At 70.0% G+C, this 17,354-nt stretch carries 12 protein-coding genes; 4 read left to right on the plus strand and 8 right to left on the minus strand.

The genetic code is table 11. The features are described 5' to 3' along the window. Positions 1–6: 6 nt before the first annotated feature. Both AQJ84_RS15675 and AQJ84_RS15680 read right to left on the minus strand, forming a co-directional pair. Positions 7–1,464, minus strand: coding sequence for a WD40 repeat domain-containing protein (locus AQJ84_RS15675; RefSeq protein WP_128092387.1), 1,458 nt, complete (start codon positions 1,462–1,464; stop codon positions 7–9). A gap of 205 nt (positions 1,465–1,669) precedes the next feature. Further along, the gene (locus AQJ84_RS15680) at positions 1,670–2,776 is read right to left on the minus strand and encodes a sugar ABC transporter substrate-binding protein (protein ID WP_030044853.1); all 1,107 of its coding nucleotides are present in this window, start codon (positions 2,774–2,776) and stop codon (positions 1,670–1,672) included. Between the two features lie 294 nt (positions 2,777–3,070). Between AQJ84_RS15680 and AQJ84_RS44150 the strand changes: the two genes are divergently transcribed. Both AQJ84_RS44150 and AQJ84_RS15690 read left to right on the plus strand, forming a co-directional pair. Further along, positions 3,071–5,104, plus strand: a complete 2,034-nt coding sequence (locus AQJ84_RS44150; protein ID WP_059198827.1) for a PA14 domain-containing protein — start codon at positions 3,071–3,073, stop codon at positions 5,102–5,104. A 2-nt stretch (positions 5,105–5,106) separates the two neighbouring features. Further along, on the plus strand, positions 5,107–6,825 hold the full coding sequence (locus tag AQJ84_RS15690; RefSeq protein ID WP_079076135.1) for a PA14 domain-containing protein: 1,719 nt from the start codon (positions 5,107–5,109) through the stop codon (positions 6,823–6,825). Between the two features lie 78 nt (positions 6,826–6,903). On the opposite strand, the gene AQJ84_RS15695 is transcribed toward AQJ84_RS15690, so the two are convergent. The 5 genes from AQJ84_RS15695 to AQJ84_RS15715 form a co-directional block, all read right to left on the minus strand. Next, positions 6,904–7,356 (minus strand): heat shock protein transcriptional repressor HspR, encoded by a 453-nt coding sequence (locus AQJ84_RS15695; protein ID WP_030044334.1) that lies wholly within the window; start codon positions 7,354–7,356, stop codon positions 6,904–6,906. A gap of 5 nt (positions 7,357–7,361) precedes the next feature. Beyond that, positions 7,362–8,549 (minus strand): molecular chaperone DnaJ, encoded by a 1,188-nt coding sequence (gene dnaJ / locus AQJ84_RS15700; protein WP_030044333.1) that lies wholly within the window; start codon positions 8,547–8,549, stop codon positions 7,362–7,364. Between the two features lie 45 nt (positions 8,550–8,594). Continuing rightward, complete coding sequence (grpE, locus tag AQJ84_RS15705) at positions 8,595–9,248, minus strand: nucleotide exchange factor GrpE (protein ID WP_030044332.1); 654 nt, start codon at positions 9,246–9,248, stop codon at positions 8,595–8,597. Continuing rightward, positions 9,245–11,092 carry a molecular chaperone DnaK gene (gene dnaK, locus AQJ84_RS15710; protein ID WP_030044331.1) on the minus strand — a complete coding sequence of 616 codons (1,848 nt, stop codon included), beginning with the start codon at positions 11,090–11,092 and terminating at the stop codon, positions 9,245–9,247. The genes grpE and dnaK overlap by 4 nt, the downstream gene beginning before the upstream one ends. Before the next feature lie 96 nt (positions 11,093–11,188). Beyond that, positions 11,189–12,220 carry an MraY family glycosyltransferase gene (locus AQJ84_RS15715; protein WP_030044330.1) on the minus strand — a complete coding sequence of 344 codons (1,032 nt, stop codon included), beginning with the start codon at positions 12,218–12,220 and terminating at the stop codon, positions 11,189–11,191. Positions 12,221–12,439: 219 nt separating this feature from the next. Here AQJ84_RS15715 and AQJ84_RS15720 point away from each other — a divergent pair, with 219 nt between their 5' ends. Next, on the plus strand, positions 12,440–14,731 hold the full coding sequence (locus AQJ84_RS15720; protein WP_053193092.1) for a heterodisulfide reductase-related iron-sulfur binding cluster: 2,292 nt from the start codon (positions 12,440–12,442) through the stop codon (positions 14,729–14,731). 97 nt (positions 14,732–14,828) lie between these two features. Here AQJ84_RS15720 and AQJ84_RS15725 read toward each other — a convergent pair whose 3' ends face one another. Next, complete coding sequence (locus AQJ84_RS15725; protein WP_030044328.1) at positions 14,829–15,875, minus strand: hypothetical protein; 1,047 nt, start codon at positions 15,873–15,875, stop codon at positions 14,829–14,831. A gap of 416 nt (positions 15,876–16,291) precedes the next feature. Here AQJ84_RS15725 and AQJ84_RS15730 point away from each other — a divergent pair, with 416 nt between their 5' ends. Beyond that, positions 16,292–17,284 carry a YIP1 family protein gene (locus AQJ84_RS15730; protein WP_078632357.1) on the plus strand — a complete coding sequence of 331 codons (993 nt, stop codon included), beginning with the start codon at positions 16,292–16,294 and terminating at the stop codon, positions 17,282–17,284. The last annotated feature ends 70 nt before the right edge of the window (positions 17,285–17,354 follow it).

Consider the following 17,354-nt stretch of genomic DNA (forward strand, 5'->3'; position numbering starts at 1 on the left):
CCCGGCTCAGGCCGGGGCGAACGCGAAGAAGCCGTCCCCTGTGCTCAGGTAGCCGTAGCCCGTGGCCGTCTCGACGAGGGGGACGGACTCCTCGGGGAGGTCCTTGGCCAGAACCTCGCGGGTGCGGGCGTCCACGGCCAGGGCGCCGTCGTCGGTCAGTCCGTACAGCACCGCACCGTCCCTCGTGAAGCGCAGCGGGTCGAGCGCCGTCTCGCCCTCCGCCTGGGTCCACAGCCGCTTGCCGTCGGCCACCTGCCAGAGCGCCGTACCGGAGTAGTTGACGTCGACCTCCTCCGCGTCCTTGGCGGCGACGCTGCCGTCGGGTGAGAAGAGGACCTCCTCACTGGCCTTGTACGACGCGGTCAGCTTGCCGCTCGCCAGGTCGTACCAGGCGTCGATCCAGGTGCCGGAGGCGATGTCGGACTGCCAGCCGACCAGCGCCTTTCCGTCGGTGACGCGCAGGACCCTCACCGCGCCGGACGCGGGCGCGCCCTCGTCGTCGAGCGCCACGCCGGGCGGCACCTGGGCGTCGCCGCTGGACCACACCTTCTTGCCGGTGGCGAGGTCGTTGAGGCTGACCAGCTCGGGGTCCGACTCGTAGTTGGTGGCGTTCTCGAAGCCCGCGTAGTACGTGTCCGCGATCAGCGGCGCGTGCGTCGCGAAGCCGTCGGCCATGCCCTGCTCCGGGCGGTACGTGCAGTCGGCCGCGGTGCCCGTGCAGGTGACCGTGCGGGCGGTGCCGCCGTCGACCGGGGTCAGGCGCAGGGTGTTGTCGACGGTCTCGACGCGGTAGCCGTCGAGGATCTGCCCCTCCTCGTAGCCCGAGACCTGCCCCAGCTTCGTGCCCTCGGCGTCGTACACGACCGCCGTCGAGCTCGTCTTCGCCTCGGTCAGGCCGTCGGACTCGGTGGTGGAGGCGGTGGCCACGACGATGGCCGGGGTGCCCCCGTGCCAGGTCGTCCGCTCGATCGAACCGGCGGTCACCTTAAGGGTCTTGTTCACCGCGCCGGTCTTGGCGTCCCGGAACTCCAGGGTGAGGGGCTCGGGTTCGTCGGTGTCGTAGGTGAACAGGGCCCGGGTGGGCTCGACGAGCGTGCTCGGGTCGTTGTCGCTGAGGTATTCGCCGTTCGCGCGCTTGGCGAACAGCAGGGTGCCGCCGAGGTCCAGCGCCCTGAAGTGGCCCTCGCCGGGCAGGCTCCAGGCGGCCTTCGGCGCGAACCCGGGCAGGGCGGGGCCGGTGTAGGCGGGGCCGCTCGGGGCGGCGGCCGGCGTGGCGTCGGCGGATCCGGAGGCCTTGGGGGCCTTCCCGGCGGTGTCGGCGTCGGCCCCGCCGCAGCCGGACAGCAGCGCGAGCGAGAGCACCACGGACAGCGTGAGGCCGGTGGTCGCGCGGGTGGGCGCGCCGAAAGTGCGCAGCCGTGTTCCGTTGGTGGACAGCATGTACTTCCCCCGTGTTCGAGACATGACAGCCCGTGATCCTAGAGGAGTTTCGGATCTTGCCCGGTCCGCCATTCGAACTTTTCCGGCGAAGGCGACGCGAAGGGCCCCACCTCCACAGGATCTTCGCCTGCGCCCGGCCGCCCCCGCTTCATCGCGTTCGCAGGTGCGAAGGCGGCCTGGTGATCAGGAACACATCACCGGAGCGGGAGACCCCCGCCCGCGACACGCCCTACTTCAGACCGGCCGCCGCGCAGGCCGACTTGAAGTCGCCGGTGCAGATGTCGGACACCTTGTAGATGCCGTCCGCGACGACGGTCGTCTCGATGTTCTTCTTCGTCAGGGCCACCACGGGCACCAGCTGTGCCGGGATGTCCTTGTCGGTGGGGCTGTCCACCTTGTCGGAGGCGAGGGCGTCGAACTTGATGTCCCTGCCCTGGACCTTCGCCACGGCCATCTCGGCGGCGGCCTCGGCCTCCTGCGGGTACGGCTTGTAGACGCTCATGTACTGCTCGCCCGCGACGATCCGCTGCACGGCGGAGAGTTCCGCGTCCTGACCGGTGATCGGCGGCAGGTCTGTGACGCCCCCGGCCTCCAGGGCCTTGATGATGCCGCCCGCCATGGCGTCGTTGGCGGAGTAGACGGCGGCGATGTTGCCCTTGCCGATCTTCTGGAGCGCGCCGGCCATGTTGGCCTGGGCGGCCTCCGGGCTCCAGCCCTCGGTGTCGAACGACTCGGCGATCGTCACCTTGCCCTCCAGCTCGGAGAGCGCACCCGCCTTGAACTGCCCGGCGTTCGGGTCGGTGGGCGAACCGTTCATCATGACGATCTTGTCCGAGGTGTCGGCGTTCTCCCCCAGCGCCTCGATGATCGAGCGGCCCTGGACCTCGCCGACCAGCTCGTTGTCGAAGGAGACGTAGGCGTCGATCGGGCCCTCGGCCAGACGGTCGTAGGCGATGACCGGGATGCCCGCGTCCTTCGCCTTCGTCACCGTCTGAGCGATGGCGTGCGAGTCGACGGCGTCCAGCAGGATGACGTCGACCTGCTCGTCGATCATCTGCTCCATCTGGGCGGCCTGCTTCTTCGCGTCGGCCTCGGCGTTGGCGTACACGGTCTTGCCCTGCTTGTTGGTGAGGGAGGCGACCTTCTCCTTGATGATCGGGTAGTCGAACTCCTCGTAGCGCGTGTTCGTCTTCTCCGGCATCAGCACGCCGACCGTGATGTCGTTCCCCTTGGTCGGGCTCGCCTCGCCGGCGTCCCCGGTCACCCCCAGCGCGCCGCAGGCGGCCAGCGAGAGGGTCATCGTGGACGCGGCCACGGATATGGCGATACGACGCATTGGGGAGCTCACTTCTGGTGCCTTCCGGACGCGGGCGCAGCATTGCGGCCCATGTGACTGAAAAGCCAACGCGCCGCCCTCCCCCAGCGTCAAGCGGAACTACTTAACGAGATGGCAACACCACGCTCCGCTTTGCATGTGAAGACACCGCGAAACCGTCTTCAAGCGCCCTTTACGGTCCCTCCATTCAAAGGTGACCAACAGCAGGCGAGAAACCGTACAACCAACTCGTTTACTCACGAGTCGTGATCACAGCGGCTGCCTCTGCCGCTCCGATCCCGACCAGAGGACCGAATGAACTCAGCCAGACGCACGACCACGGCGGCCGCGTCCGTCGTCGTGCTCGCCACCACGGGCGGCCTGCTCACCGCGCTCGCCGCGCCCGCGTCCGCCGCCATGACCTGCGCCTCGCCGGTCTTCAAGCGGCAGTTCTTCGCGAACACCACCTTCTCCGGGACGCCGAAGAAGACCGACTGCGACAGCGCCATCGACCAGAACTGGGGCACCGGAGCCCCCGCCTCCGGCCTCCCCTCGAACAACTTCGGCGTCCGCTGGACCGTCACCCGCGACTTCGGCTCCGGCGGCCCCTTCGCACTGCCCGTCGCCACCCAGGACGGCATCCGCGTCTACCTCGACGACGTCCGCAAGGTCGACCTCTGGAAGAACGTGTCGAGCACGGTCAAGAAGACCGTCAACATCACCATCCCCTCCGGCAGACACACCCTGCGCATCGACCACGTCAACTGGACCGGCACCGCCAACGTCAAGTTCGACTACACCCCGCGCACCTCCGCCACCGTCGACACGGTCAAACCCCTCGCCCCCACCGGGACCGCCGTCACCTACGACCAGGCCACCGGCAAAGCCAAGGTCACCTGGTCCAGGAACAAGGAGATGGACCTCGCCGGCTACCGCCTCTACCGACGGCTGAAGGGCACCGAGGACTACCGCAGGGTCAGCGGTGGCGACCCGGTCACCGGCACCTCGTTCACCGAGACGCTCGCGCCGACCGGCGCCGCGTACTACTACGAGGTCAGGGCCGTCGACAAGGCCGGCAACGAGTCGGCGGGCGGCACCGACGTGCCCGTCACCACCGTCGACAGGACCGCTCCGCTGACGCCGGTGGTGACGGCGACCGACGCCCCCGTCCTCGGGGTCGAGCTGGACTGGCAGGACGACACCTGGGACGTGGACTACGACGTCTACCGTGCCGCGTCCGCCTCCGGGCCGTTCGAGAAGCTCGGCGTCTCCCACGGGTCGAGCCGCACCGACGAGACCGCGCCCTACGGGGAGACCTCGTACTACAAGGTCGTCGCCAGGGACGCCGCCGGCAACACGGCCGCGGCGCGGGTCGTCTCCCTCGCCCGGCCGCTGTTCGTGCCCGTCGTCGACTCCACGGGCACGAACGCCGAGCAGACCGGCATCACCCTGGGCTGGACCGCCTCCAAGGCCGCGCCCACCCAGTACCGGGCCTACCGCTGGGACCCGTCCGACCCGAACGCCGTGCCGGTGCGGGTCACCTGCGAGACGTACCGGACGGGCAACGAGGCGGACTACTACCCGCAGTACGGCTGCACCGACTACTCCGCCGAGGCGAGCACGGCCTACGCCTACCACGTCACCAGCGTCGACGGCGCGGGCCGCGAGTCGGCGCCCTCGGCCACGGTCCACGCGGGCCTGCGGGACACCATCGCGCCGCCCACCGTGACGGGCCTGACCCACACCGCCACGGAGTACGGCACGGTCCTGGAGTGGGACGAGAGCCCGGCCCCGGACATCGCCGCGTACATCGTGCGGCGCGCCTCCGACGGCCGCGACCAGGCCACCCACGAGTGGCTCGCCACCCTCCCTGCCGGGACGACCCGCTTCACCGACGTGCAGGTGCCCGACGACGAGAACTGGATCTACTTCGTCGACGCGGTGGACAAGCGGAACAACTCCCTCTACACGACGTCGGGCAACCCGCTCGCCGACGTCGCCAACGTGAGCGTCAACGAGTTCGAGCTCACGCCGCCGCAGTCGCCGCCGCAGACCTCGCCCTGGTCCCTGTCCGCCGCGGCTGACGAGTCGGGCCACGCGGCGCTGTCGTGGAACTGCCACGGCACCGGCTGCGCCGCCACCGGCTTCCACGTCTACCGCTGGGACCGCGCCGCCGGGGAGTACGTCCGCCTGACCGACGTGCCCCTGGCCGCCGACGTCCACGGCCACACCGACCTCACCACCCCGACGGCCACGACCAGTCACTACGTCATCTCGGCCGTCGCCGCGGACGGTTCGGAGTCCTTCTCCGGCCTCGCCGCCGTGGTGGTTCCGCCGAGCGGAGCATGAGCATGAAGAACCTGGCCCCGCGCGCCACGGCACCGCTGGTGGTCCTCGCGACCACGGGCGGCCTGCTCACCGCGCTCGCCGCGCCCGCGACCGCCGCCACGACCTGCGCCTCGCCGGTCTTCAAGCGGCAGTTCTTCACAAACACCACCTTCTCCGGGACGCCGAAGAAGACCGACTGCGACAGCGCCATCGACCAGAACTGGGGCACCGGAGCCCCCGCCTCCGGCCTCCCCTCGAACAACTTCGGCGTCCGCTGGACCGTCACCCGCGACTTCGGCTCCGGCGGCCCCTTCGCCCTGCCCGTCGCCACCCAGGACGGCATCCGCGTCTACCTCGACGACGTCCGCAAGGTCGACCTCTGGAAGAACGTGTCGAGCACGGTCACAAAGACCGTCAACATCACCATCCCCTCCGGCAGACACACCCTGCGCATCGACCACGTCAACTGGACCGGCACCGCCAACGTCAAGTTCGACTACACCCCGCGCACCTCCGCCACCGTCGACACGGTCAAACCCCTCGCCCCCACCGGGACCGCCGTCACCTACGACCAGGCCACCGGCAAAGCCAAAGTCACCTGGTCCAGGAACAAGGAGATGGACCTCGCCGGCTACCGCCTCTACCGACGGCTGAAGGGCACCGCGTTCGGCACCACGCCGCTCGCGACGACCACCTCGACGTCGTACACCGACTCCACTCTCCCGGTGACCGGCGACACCTACTACTACGAGGTCCGCGCCTACGACAAGGCCGGCAACGAGTCGGCGGGCAGCGCCGACCAGCCCGCCGCCACCGCCGACAAGACCGCGCCCGCGGTGCCCGCCGGACTGAGCACGGCCTCCGAGGAGAACGGGCTGTGGGTGGGCTGGTCAGCGGTCCCGGGAGCCGCGTCGTACCGCGTGTACCGGGCGACGACCGCGGCGGGAACGTACACCCGGGTCGGGAGCACGACGGACCAGGTGTCCTACGTCGACACCACGGCCGCCGAGGGCAGCACCTACTACTACCGGGTGACCGCCCTCGACGCGGCCGGCAACGAGTCCGCGCGGTCGGCGGCGGTCAGCGGCAAGCGCCGGGACCTGACCCCTCCGTCGGCCGTGACCGGCGTGACGGTCACACCGACCTCGTACGGGTTCCATCTGACCTGGGACGCCAACCCGACGCCGGACCTGGCACGTTACGTGGTGCGCCGCGGCGAGCTGATCGGGGACGAGGAGGAGCGGATGTGCTCCCTCTACCCCGGCTACCACGTGGACGCCGAGACCACCTCGTACGCCTACGCCACCGTCCCGGACGGCGAGGAGTCCTGCTTCGTCGTCGATGCCGTCGACGACGACTGGAACTCCAGCTTCCAGTCGACCGGCGAGGCCCAGATCGTCGTCGCGACCGAGCTCGACATGACGCCGAGCACGCCGACACCGGAGGGGTCGCCGCTCAGTCTGGAGGCCACCGGCGCCGAGGGCGACGAGGGCAACCTGCTGGAGTGGCGCGGACTCGACGAGTCGGCGCCCGAGCAGGCGGGCGGGTACCGCGTCTACCGCTGGAACCCGGCCACCTCGGCCTACGAGAAGGTCGCCGACGCCGACTCCGGCGCGTTCCAGTACTTCGACACCGGTGCCGCGCGCGGCACCACGTCGTACTACTGGGTCACGGCCGTCGCCGCGGACGGTACCGAGAGCCTGCCGGCGGGTGACTCGGCGGTCACCGTACCGGCGACGTGACCCGAACACGCGGAAGGGGCCCGGAGGTTCACCACGAACCTCCGGGCCCCTCGCGTACGGGCGTGGGCGGCGCCGCCGTCAGTCCGACGGCTGGCGTCCCTTCGGGCGCCACACCACCAGCGCGCTGGTCTGCTGCACCTCCTGGTACGGGACCAGGTCGCGGCGGTACGACGCGTGGACCGCGGCCTCGCGCTGCTGCATCGCGGCCGCCGCGCCGTCCAGGGCGGCCTGCATCTCCACCATCCGGGACTGCAGCGCGGCGACCTGGTTCTCCAGCTCGATGATGCGCTTGATGCCGGCCAGGTTGATGCCCTCGTCCTGCGACAACTGCTGGACGGTGCGCAGCAGTTCGATGTCGCGTGCCGAGTAGCGGCGGCCCCGGCCGGGGGTGCGGTCCGGGGAGACCAGGCCCAGGCGGTCGTACTGGCGGAGGGTCTGGGGGTGCAGGCCGGACAGCTGGGCCGCCACCGAGATGACGTAGACCGGGGTCTCCTCGGTCAGCTCATACGGGTTGCGTCGACGACCGTCCATCTGACTCATGCTCCCTTCGCGGCCTGGAACAGCTCCGCCCGCGGGTCCTCACCCGCGGTTGCCTCGCGATACGCCTCGAGCGCGTCACGAGCATTCCCCGTCACGTCCTTCGGAACACTCACCTCCACGGTGACCAACAGGTCGCCGCGGGTGCCGTCCTTACGCACCGCGCCCTTGCCGCGGGCGCGCATGGTGCGGCCGTTGGGAGTGCCCTCGGGCAGTTTGAGCGTGACCGGCGGGCCGCCCAGGGTGGGGACCCTGACCTCGCCGCCGAGCGCCGCCTCCACGAACGTCACCGGGACGGTCACCGTGAGGTTGTCGCCCTTGCGGCCGAAGACCGGGTGGGCGTCCACGTGCACGGTGACGTACAGGTCGCCCGCGGGGCCGCCGCGCTCGCCCGGCGCGCCCTTGCCGCGCAGCCGGATCCGCTGGCTGTCGGTGACCCCCGCGGGGATGCGGACCTGCATCGTGCGGGACGACTTGGCCCGGCCGCTGCCCTTGCACTCCAGGCAGGGGTGCTCGGCCATCAGACCGCGGCCCTTGCAGTCCGGGCAGGGGTCGGTCAGCGAGAAGCCGCCGCCGGAGCCGCGCGCCACCTGGCCGGTGCCGACACAGGTCGGGCACACCCGCGGGGTGCCGTTCTTGTCGCCGGTGCCCGAACAGGCCTTGCACGGGGACTGGGAGGACATCCGCAGCGGTACGGTCGCGCCCTCGATCGCCTCGGTGAAGCTGAGGGTGACCTCGGAGTCGATGTCCTGGCCGCGCCGGGGCTGCGTACGCGTGCCCGTGCCGGCGCCGCCGCGGTTGAACAGGCCCCCGAAGACGTCACCGATTCCGCCGCCGAAGCCGCCGGCGCCCCCGCCGGCGCCGCCCTGGGCGCCGCCTCCGAAGAGGTCGCCCAGGTCGAAGTTGAAGGACCCGCCGCCCGCGCCGGGCCCCGGGCGGAAGCCGCCGTTGCCGAACAGGGTGCGGGCCTCGTCGTACTCCTTGCGCTTCTTGGGGTCGCCGAGGACGTCGTTCGCCTCGGAGATCTCCTTGAAGCGCTCCTCGGCCTTGACGTTGCCCTTGTTGGCGTCCGGGTGGAACTCGCGGGCGAGCTTCCGGTACGCCTTCTTGATCTCGGCCTCGGTGGCGTCCTTGGGGACGCCGAGAACCTTGTAGTAGTCCTTCTCGATGAAGTCCTTGGTGCTCATCCTCGACGCCCCTCCTCTCTCGTCGTCACAACGATCGGTTCAAGCTCAGCCCTCGTCCGGGCCACCGCTCTCCTTGTCGTCGGCCGTCTCCGCCTCGTCGGCCTTGACGGTCTGCGCCCCCGGCTGGGGTTCGGCCACGGCCACCCGCGCGGGGCGGATGGTGCGCTCGCCGATTCGGTACCCGGGCTGCAGGATCGCCACGCACGTCGTCTCCGTGACGTCCGGCGCGTACGAGTGCATCAGGGCCTCGTGGATCGTCGGGTCGAAGGGCTCGCCCTCCTTGCCGAACTGCTGCAGACCCATCTTCGCCGCCACGGTCTCCAGCGACTCCGCGACGGACTTGAATCCGCCGACGAGTTCGCCGTGTTCCCGCGCGCGGCCGATGTCGTCGAGGACGGGCAGGAGCTCGGTCAGGAGGTTCGCGTTCGCGATCTCCTTGACCGTGACCCGGTCCCGCTCGACCCGGCGGCGGTAGTTCTGGAACTCGGCCTGGAGCCGCTGGAGGTCCGCGGTGCGCTCTTCGAGCGCCTTGCGCACCTGGTCCAGCTGGGCCGTCAGGCCGGCGATCTGGGCACTTTCGTCCCCGGCCGGGGCCGCCCCCTCCCCGGAGGGGGAGGCAGCCTGCGGCTCGGCGTCGTCGGGGGTGGCGCCGGAGGGGACGTCGGGCTTCTCGTCGAAGCCCGGGGTCTCCTCCGTCACGCGGCACCGTCCTTGCGCTCGTCGTCCACGATCTCGGCGTCCACGACGTCGTCGTCGGCCTTGGCCTCGGACGCGCCCTCACCGGCTCCGCCGGCGGTGGCCTGGGAGGCCTGCGCGTCGGCGTACATGGCCTGGCCGAGCTTCTGCGAGACGGCCGCGACCTTCTCGGTGGCGGTACGGATCTCGGCGGTGTCCTCGCCCTTGAGCGCGGCCTTCAGCTCCTCGACCGCACCCTCGACCTCGGTCTTGATCTCGCCGGGGACCTTCTCCTCGTTGTCCTTGAGGAACTTCTCCGTCTGGTAGACGAGCTGCTCGCCCTGGTTGCGGGTCTCGGCGGCCTCGCGGCGGGCGTGGTCCTCCTCCGCGTACTTCTCGGCCTCCTGGCGCATCCGGTCGACCTCGTCCTTCGGCAGCGAGGAGCCGCCGGTGACGGTCATCTTCTGCTCCTTGCCCGTGCCCAGGTCCTTCGCGGTCACGTGCATGATGCCGTTGGCGTCGATGTCGAAGGCGACCTCGATCTGCGGGACGCCGCGGGGCGCCGGCGGCAGACCGGTCAGCTCGAACATGCCGAGCTTCTTGTTGTACGCCGCGATCTCGCGCTCGCCCTGGTAGACCTGGATCTGGACGGAGGGCTGGTTGTCCTCGGCGGTGGTGAAGATCTCGGACCGCTTGGTCGGGATCGTCGTGTTCCGCTCGATCAGCTTGGTCATGATGCCGCCCTTGGTCTCGATACCGAGGGACAGCGGGGTCACGTCGAGGAGCAGGACGTCCTTGACCTCACCCTTGAGGACACCGGCCTGCAGGACGGCGCCGATGGCGACGACCTCGTCCGGGTTCACGCCCTTGTTGGCCTCGTTGCCACCGGTCAGCTCCTTGACGAGCTCGGCGACGGCGGGCATACGGGTGGAGCCACCGACGAGTACGACGTGGTCGATCTCGCTGAGCTGGATGCCGGCGTCCTTGATGACGTTGTGGAACGGCGTCTTGCAGCGCTCCAGCAGGTCGGCCGTCAGCTGCTGGAACTGAGCCCGGGTGAGCTTCTCGTCCAGGTGCAGCGGGCCCTCGGCGGACGCGGTGATGTACGGCAGGTTGATCGAGGTCTCGGTGGACGAGGACAGCTCGATCTTGGCCTTCTCCGCGGCCTCGCGAAGGCGCTGGAGGGCCATCTTGTCCTTGGCGAGGTCCACGCCGTGACCGGACTTGAACTGCTGGACCAGGTAGTCGACGACGCGCTGGTCCCAGTCGTCACCACCGAGGTGGTTGTCACCGTTGGTGGCCTTCACCTCGACGACGCCGTCGCCGATCTCCAGGAGGGACACGTCGAAGGTGCCGCCACCGAGGTCGAAGACGAGGATCGTCTGGTCGTCCTTGTCGAGGCCGTACGCGAGCGCGGCCGCGGTCGGCTCGTTGACGATGCGCAGGACGTTCAGACCGGCGATCTCGCCGGCCTCCTTCGTCGCCTGGCGCTCGGAGTCGTTGAAGTAGGCCGGGACGGTGATGACCGCGTCCGTGACCTTCTCGCCCAGGTACGACTCGGCGTCACGCTTCAGCTTCTGCAGGATGAACGCGGAGATCTGCTGCGGGTTGAAGGGCTTCCCGTCGAGCTCGATCTTCCAGTCCGTGCCCATGTGGCGCTTCACGGAACGGATGGTCCGGTCCACGTTGGTGACCGCCTGGCGCTTGGCGACCTCGCCGACGAGCACCTCGCCGTTCTTGGCGAAGGCGACGACGGACGGCGTGGTCCTGGCGCCCTCTGCGTTGGTGATGACGGTGGGCTCGCCGCCTTCAAGAACGCTGACGACGGAGTTAGTCGTGCCCAGGTCGATGCCGACCGCACGTGCCATGGTTGATTCCTCCAGCAATGACTTGAGTGGAACGGACTCAAGTGTGCATGACGGCCCCCGCTCGGTCAACAGACATGAGTCACGGGGACTCAACTCTTATCCGTTCCTTACACGCAACTGCCCTGTGACCTGCGGTGATGACGGGCGGCGAACCCCCGTGCGAGGTCCGTGGACCCTGATCCGCAGCAGTGCGAGTACGACGATCAGGGCTGTCGCCGCCACCCAGAGCACCCCGGACTCGGCGATCCACCCCAGATGCACGAGGACCGCGACGAGTACCCCGCAGGACGCCCCGACACCGAGCAGGAGCGCCACCCCCTGAGGGGTGAGGCCCAGGCGCCGCAGCCGGTGGGCGACGTGGTCGGGGCCGCCGCGCAGCAGGGGCCGTCCGGCCAGCCGGCGGGCGAGCAGCACCAGGACGACGTCCACTCCGGTGAGGGCCGTCAGCGCGAACAACACCCCCGCGCTGGAGGCCGGTTCGTGCCCGGTGCGGGCGACCACGGCCGCCGAGGCGAGCACGAACCCGGTGAACAGGGAGCCGCACGAACCGAGCCCCACGCGCGCGGGAGGCCAGTTGTGCATCAGGAACCCGGTCAGCGCGGCGGCCAGCACGCTCAGCAGCGCGGCCAGCCCGTCCATCACCTCGACCGCCGCCAGCACCCCCACCCCGAAGGCGGTCACCACGCCGACGGTGCCGGCCAGCGCGTCCGCGTGGTCGAGCGCCCGGAACCCGGCGGCGACGAAGACGATCCAGCCGACCGCCAGCAGCCCGCCCAGGACGCCGGTCTCCGCGTACGGCACCACGCAGGCCGCCGACACGGCCGTACCGCCGACCAGGAACCGTGCCTTGACGCGCCGCACGTCGGCGATCAGACCCAGCAGGGCGACCGCGGCCCCGGCGACGAGCAGCCCGCGGATGTCGTCGGCGACCGGGGCCATCCCGGTCCACCCCCCGGCCGCCGTGACCAGGCAGACGGTGAGGACCACGGCCGCGCCGCCGAACAGCGGAACGGGCCTCTGCCGCCGCCGGTCGACGATCCCGAGGCGCAGGGCCGGGGCGCGCAGCAGGGCGGCGAGCACGGCGGCGAGGAGAAGGGCGGTGGTGGCGGCAGCGATCCCGTAGAGCACGGTTCCAAACTAAGCCGAATGTCATGATATTTGGTGAATAACGCCACGGGCTCGGCGCGCCGTCCCGGGATGGTTACTGAGGTCTGCCTCAGTAGCACAGATCACCGCACGGCTGACTACAGTGCGGCACAGAATTGCGGGTAGTCTCAGAGGACCAGATAAGTTACCGCTTAGTAATCTCGCTCGAAGACTCCCCTCGCAGGCCCGAGGAGCCCCCAAATGCAACTCGCCGCGATCATCGTGTCGCTGGTCCTGACCGTGGTCGGCGTCGCGCTGCTCGCACGCGCCATCGGCCAGTTCGTCCGGTACTTCAAACTCGGTCAGCCGGTCCCGGCCGGTACCCGTACCGACAACCCCTACCAGCGCAGCGTGACGCTGGTGAAGGAGTTCCTCGGCCACACCCGGATGAACCGGTGGGGCATCGTCGGCTTCGCCCACTGGTTCGTGGCAGTGGGCTTCCTGACGCTCCCGCCGACCCTGGCGCAGGCCTTCGGTCAGCTCTTCCAGGCGGACTGGGTGCTGCCGCTCATCGGCGACTTCCTGCCGTTCGAGCTGTACATCGAGTTCATCGGTGTGATGACGATCCTGGGCATCGCGGTGCTCATCGTGATCCGCCTGCTGAACCTGCCGTCGCGGCCGGGCCGCAAGTCCCGCTTCGCGGGCTCCAAGGCCGGCCAGGCCTACTTCGTCGAGTACGTCATCCTCACCATCGGCCTCGCGATCTACGTACTGCGCGGCCTCGAGGGCGCGCTGCACCACGTGGAGCACTACGAGGCCGGGTACTTCGCCTCGTACCCGCTGGTCCTGGCGTTCAAGGGGCTGAGCGTCGGCACGCTGCAGAACCTGGTCTACCTGGTCGCGATGATCAAGATCGGGACCTCGTTCGTCTGGATGATCGTGGTCTCGCTCAACACCAACATGGGCGTGGCCTGGCACCGCTTCCTGGCGTTCCCGAACATCTGGTTCAAGCGCGAGGCGAGCGGCGGGACGGCCCTCGGCGGCCTGCAGCCCATGACGTCCGGCGGCAAGCCGATCGACTTCACCGACCCCGGTGACGACGACGTCTTCGGCGTCTCCCAGGTCGAGCAGTTCTCCTGGAAGGGTCTGCTCGACTTCTCCACCTGCACCGAGTGCGGACGCTGCCAGTCGCAGTGCCCGGCCTGGAACACCGGCAAGCCGCTCTCCCCGAAGCTGCTGATCATGTCGCTGCGGGACCACGCCCACGCCAAGGCGCCCTACCTGCTCGCGGGTGGCGGCAAGACCATGGAGGGCGAGGAGAAGGCGTCCGAGGAGCAGCTCGCCTCGGTGCCGGCCGCCGCTCTGGCGGAGGCCGAGCGGCCCCTCATCGGCACCGCCGAGGAGAACGGCGTCATCGACCCGGACGTGCTGTGGTCCTGCACCACCTGCGGTGCCTGTGTCGAGCAGTGCCCGGTGGACATCGAGCACGTCGACCACATCGTCGACATGCGCCGCTACCAGGTGATGATCGAGAGCGCGTTCCCGTCCGAGGCGGGCACGATGCTCAAGAACCTGGAGAAGAAGGGCAACCCCTGGGGCCTCGCCAAGAAGCAGCGCCTGGAGTGGCTCAAGGAAGTCGACTTCGAGGTGCCGGTCGTCGGCAAGGACATCGAGGACCTCTCCGAGGTCGAGTACCTGTACTGGGTCGGCTGCGCCGGCGCCCTGGAAGACCGCGCCAAGAAGACCACCAAGGCCTTCGCGGAGCTGCTGCACATGGCGGGCGTCAAGTTCGCGATCATGGGCGGCGACGAGAAGTGCACCGGTGACTCCGCCCGCCGCCTCGGCAACGAGCCCCTCTTCCAGGAGCTCGGCATGGAGAATGTCTCCGCGCTGAACATGGCGTTCGGCGAGGAGATGGACGACGAGGGCAACTTCACCGAGGAGTCGAGGAAGCCCAAGTCGGCCAAGAAGATCGTCGCCACCTGCCCGCACTGCCTCAACACCCTGGGCAACGAGTACCCGCAGCTCGGCGGCGACTACGAGGTCATCCACCACACCCAGCTGCTCCAGCACCTGGTGGACGAGGGCAAGCTGGTCCCGGTGACGCCGGTCGAGGGCATCATCACGTACCACGACCCCTGCTACCTGGGCCGCCACAACAAGATCTACACGCCCCCGCGCGAGATCATCGCCAGCGTCCCGGGTATCCGCAACGAGGAGATGCACCGCCACAAGGAGCGCGGCTTCTGCTGTGGCGCCGGTGGCGCGCGGATGTGGATGGAGGAGCGGATCGGCAAGCGCATCAACAACGAGCGTGTCGACGAGGCCCTCTCCGTCAACCCGGACATCGTCTCCACCGCCTGCCCGTTCTGCCTCGTCATGCTGACCGACTCGGTCAACGGCAAGAAGAACGACGGCAAGGCCAAGGAGTCCATCCAGGTCGTCGACGTCGCCCAGCTGCTGCTGGAGTCCGTCAAGACCCCGGTCGACGACGAGCCCCCGGCCGGCGGGACCGACGCCGAGAGCGAGCCGGAGCCGCAGCCGGTGAAGTAGGCGGTGAGGCAGCCGGTGAAGCAGCCGGTGAAGTAGGCGCCACGGATGTTCGACGCCCCCATGTCCCGACCGGGCATGGGGGCGTCGCCGTACGCGCTCAGCGCAGGCTGCGCATCGAGGTGAGGATGTAAACGATCAGGACGAGGAAGAAGCCGCCCCCCGCGAAGAGCAGCTCCACGACATGCGGGTCCTCGCCGAGCAGAAGGGGCCGCCAGCCCAGGAACACGCCCGCGGTCAGCGCGGCGCGGACCGTCTGAGCGAGCGGCGACCAGGCCAGCTCCTGCAAGTCGTCGGCGTCGGCCACCAGCGTGAAGACGGGTGTCAGGACAGCGCCGAAGACCACCGCGACGAGGATGAAGGCGAACAGCATCATGCCGCCGGAGTCGGTGTCCGGGAACGCCTTCCAGCGGCCCTCGGCGATCATCGGCAGGTCCCTGTCCTCGTGGACGTACCCCCCGAGGCCCGTCGCGGACCGCGCCCACAGCACGTCGACCTCGTCCCCCTTGCGCGGCTTGCCGAGCGTGTACGCACCCTTCACGGTGAGCCGTTCGGGCCCGCCCGGCACCGACACGACGAGCCGCGACGAGTACCCGCGTACGACGTTCTCGTCGTCCACGTCCGCCCGTACCTTCCCCGGCTCCAACACGACGGTCGCCGCACTCACCTCGGCGCCCGCGTCCCGCAGCGTCTCGGCCTTGCCGCCCGCCTCCGAGACGCTCCACATGCCGACGAAGACCGCGCCCGAGGCGAACGCCACGAGCACCCAGACGGCGGCGGTGCGGAGCTTGGTCCAGATCTCGTCGCCCGGGAAGGAGAGCTCGTGCGCGTCCTCCCAGTCGCTCCAGTCGTCCCAGCGGCCCCGGTTGTTCTCCCGCTCCTTGCTCAGCGAGACCGCGCCCGTGCCCGTGCCCGCGCCGCGGAGACGACGTCGACGCCACCAGGCGACCGACGCCGGAACCCGCAGCACCCACAGCAGCAGCGCCCGCACGACCGCACACCCCGCCGCGACCGCACCCCACACCACCGGGCCGTTCCACGGCTGGGGAGTGGGCGCGACGCCCAGCAGCCACGTACACGCGACCGCGGTCGCCACCCACGCCCCCAGCGCGCACAGCCGCACCGACCAGACCAGCACGAACAGCATGGGCGGCCCCCCTCCCCCTCGTCGACGCCCACGGATCGTCGTCGCACGTACGTCGAACAGATGCCTCACCCGCCCGGTCGCTGTCAATGGGGCCGCTGAGGCGAGAGGTGCGCCGACGGAGCCCGGATCTCGACGGGTGCGCAGGCGGAGCCCGGCGGTCCGGATCTCGACGACGGGTTCGCCGTACTTCGGCTTCAACTTCGCGGACTGACCAGGCGGTTCGTACGAGCGGCCCGTACGAGCGGCCCGTACGAGGTTTGTACGCGGTCCGCACGCGGTCCGTAGGGACCGTTCGCACGGGTCTGTACGACTGCCCGGCCGCCGCCGCGCCCTCCGGACCGCCGACCAGCCATTCGGCCCTTCGCCGACGGCACCGACCCGCCACCCTGAGGAACCCCTGTGGCTCCCCCTAGGGGATGTCACAGCTCGGCCGCAAAGCCGGGCCCGGAACGCCGGGCCCGGCACGTCACTCTCCGGGACCAGGTACGTTCGAAGACGTGGCTGGATTCAGGATCGGACGCGGCCGGGACAACGGCGCTCCTCACGCGCGACCGCAACAACCTCCGTACGGGCAGCAGCAAACGCCCCCGGGGCCGTCGTACGGCTCACCCCAGGGGCCGTCGCACGGCTACCCGCCGGCGCCGCAGCCCTACCCGGGGCAGCAGCAGTACGGCGGCGGTGCCCCGCAGGCCGGTGGCTACGACGAACCCGAGTACTTCGGCGACGGCGGCGCCTACCCGCCGCAGCCCGGGCCGGACCCGTACGCCGCCAACAACCCGGGGCACACCCAGGCCTTCTCGGTCGGCGAGGACCCGTACAACCAGGGCGGCACCTACCGCGCCGGCGCGGCCCCCGCGGCCCCGGTCGGCCCCCGCCTGCACTGGAAGGACCTCCTGCGGGGTGTCTTCCTCGCGCCGAACCAGACCTTCCTCCAGATGCGCGACTACACGATGTGGGGCCCGGCCCTCGTCGTGTCGTTCATCTACGGCCTGCTCGCGGTCTTCGGATTCGACGGCGCCCGCGAGGAGGCGATCAACGCCACCCTGTCGAACGCGGTCCCGATCGTCCTGATCACCGCGGTCGCGATGGTGCTGAGCTCCTTCGTCCTGGGCGTGGTCACCCACACCCTGGCCCGTCAGCTCGGCGGCGACGGCGCCTGGCAGCCCACGGTCGGCCTCTCCATGCTGATCATGTCCCTCACGGACGCCCCGCGCCTCATCGTCGCCATGTTCTTCGGCGGCGACGCGTCCTTCGTCCAGCTCCTCGGCTGGGCCACCTGGGTCGCGGCCGGCGCCCTGCTGACCCTGATGGTCAGCCGCTCCCACGACCTCCCGTGGCCGAAGGCCCTCGGCGCGGCGGCGATCCAGCTGATCGCACTGCTGTCGATCGTGAAGCTGGGCACGTTCTAGGCGTATCGCCGATACGAGAGGGCTCCCGGTAACCGACCGGGAGCCCTTTGAGCCCTTTGACCTCTTTGCT

Source organism: Streptomyces resistomycificus (assembly GCF_001514265.1).
GTDB lineage: Bacteria > Actinomycetota > Actinomycetes > Streptomycetales > Streptomycetaceae > Streptomyces > Streptomyces resistomycificus.

Excerpts from the sequence above, each read along its gene's own strand:
- AQJ84_RS15675 (WP_128092387.1), bottom strand. The coding sequence starts at position 1,464 with ATGTCTCGAACACGGGGGAAGTACATGCTGTCCACCAACGGAACACGG.
- AQJ84_RS15680 (WP_030044853.1), bottom strand. The coding sequence starts at position 2,776 with ATGCGTCGTATCGCCATATCCGTGGCCGCGTCCACGATGACCCTCTCG.
- AQJ84_RS44150 (WP_059198827.1), top strand. The coding sequence starts at position 3,071 with ATGAACTCAGCCAGACGCACGACCACGGCGGCCGCGTCCGTCGTCGTG.
- AQJ84_RS15690 (WP_079076135.1), top strand. The coding sequence starts at position 5,107 with ATGAAGAACCTGGCCCCGCGCGCCACGGCACCGCTGGTGGTCCTCGCG.
- AQJ84_RS15695 (WP_030044334.1), bottom strand. The coding sequence starts at position 7,356 with ATGGACGGTCGTCGACGCAACCCGTATGAGCTGACCGAGGAGACCCCG.
- dnaJ (WP_030044333.1), bottom strand. The coding sequence starts at position 8,549 with ATGAGCACCAAGGACTTCATCGAGAAGGACTACTACAAGGTTCTCGGC.
- dnaK (WP_030044331.1), bottom strand. The coding sequence starts at position 11,092 with ATGGCACGTGCGGTCGGCATCGACCTGGGCACGACTAACTCCGTCGTC.
- AQJ84_RS15720 (WP_053193092.1), top strand. The coding sequence starts at position 12,440 with ATGCAACTCGCCGCGATCATCGTGTCGCTGGTCCTGACCGTGGTCGGC.
- AQJ84_RS15725 (WP_030044328.1), bottom strand. The coding sequence starts at position 15,875 with ATGCTGTTCGTGCTGGTCTGGTCGGTGCGGCTGTGCGCGCTGGGGGCG.
- AQJ84_RS15730 (WP_078632357.1), top strand. The coding sequence starts at position 16,292 with ATGTCACAGCTCGGCCGCAAAGCCGGGCCCGGAACGCCGGGCCCGGCA.